General features: G+C 44.7%; 2 protein-coding genes. Both read right to left on the reverse strand.

All coding sequences use genetic code 11. The features are described 5' to 3' along the window. Nucleotides 1–157: 157 nt before the first annotated feature. The gene (locus NTH01S_RS11445; protein WP_068173777.1) at nucleotides 158–580 is read right to left on the reverse strand and encodes a hypothetical protein; all 423 of its coding nucleotides are present in this window, start codon (nucleotides 578–580) and stop codon (nucleotides 158–160) included. Between the two features lie 4 nt (nucleotides 581–584). Continuing rightward, nucleotides 585–1168 (reverse strand): lytic transglycosylase domain-containing protein (locus tag NTH01S_RS12030; RefSeq protein ID WP_068173780.1); only part of this gene is annotated, 584 nt, incomplete at its 5' end.

Consider the following 1168-nt stretch of genomic DNA (forward strand, 5'->3'; position numbering starts at 1 on the left):
CTCAAGTGAGGGAAGACTTGGATCTGATGGAGCAATCGGTTCTGACGCGGCTCCCGTGATGGGTGTATCGAGCTGACTAAATGCAACGGGTTCAGCGTGACTTGATGCGCTAGAGAGTAAAATAGAAAACAGTAGAATTGGTGTATTTTTAAATATATTATACATTATCATTTACCTCTATAATATGATTATTAAAGTCCACAGTTAAAATATAATTCTCATTAACGGCGGCAAATTCTTTTAAGTATTCATTAATGGGTCTATTAATCCCCGAAATCACAGTTTTCATGTCATCATGATTCGTGCGCCGATGATCGATAAGCGTATAACCAATATGTTCGGCTAAAAGCGTTAACGTCTCGTGAGAGCTCTTACTCGACGTCCAGGTGAGACGTTGATGCAGTTCAGGCGGCAAAACGGATCCATTCCTCAGCAGAGGAAATCTAACCGCTCCGACCTGATCAAAAGCTTTCAGGGTTTTATAAATATCAACTGCCGGTCCCTGTTGGACAGGGGGAGCGACGTGCTCACACGCGACAAGGCTCGGCAAACAAAGGGTCAGAAGAAGGATACGTTTCATACCCTCAGTATGTAGAGCGTGCGTATGAGTGCGAAATGTTTTGAATATTTTTCCAGATTTGACGTTGATAGATTTGGTTATACTGAGGGGTCGCGGAGTGATAATTCCCGACTTTACGCCAAAATTCTAATGGGTTGGATGGTGTTGTCCCCCCCAGTCCTGTTGCCAAAATCCAGGCACCAACCTCAATATTGAGGCATTCGTCATTGAGTAACTTGTCAAAAGTGATGCCATATGGGGCCAATTTGGGGAGCCATGTAGAATTGATCTGAGCGGGTCCAATATCGAAGGTATGGTTCGAGTTTTGATGTAATTCACCGACTTTACCACCCTCCGTTTTTAAAACGGACTCTAAAAGAGGTTGTGGTATTTTATATTGAACAGAAATACGTCGAATACATTCTCTCCGGGGAGCGGCTATACGAACGTTATGTAGCGGTGAAGGGGGTAAAGGGCTGTCATTTTTGTGCGTTAGATGCTGCCATGCTAGAATCCAAGCGACGGCGGCTTGGTTCGCGCACAGGTCATGTTGGATGGCGTTAGGGTCAAATCCTTTATGACTGAGGTACGTTACCCATCCGGACGGTA

This window comes from Neokomagataea thailandica NBRC 106555 (assembly GCF_001598495.1).
Taxonomy (GTDB): Bacteria; Pseudomonadota; Alphaproteobacteria; order Acetobacterales; family Acetobacteraceae; genus Gluconobacter; species Gluconobacter thailandicus_A.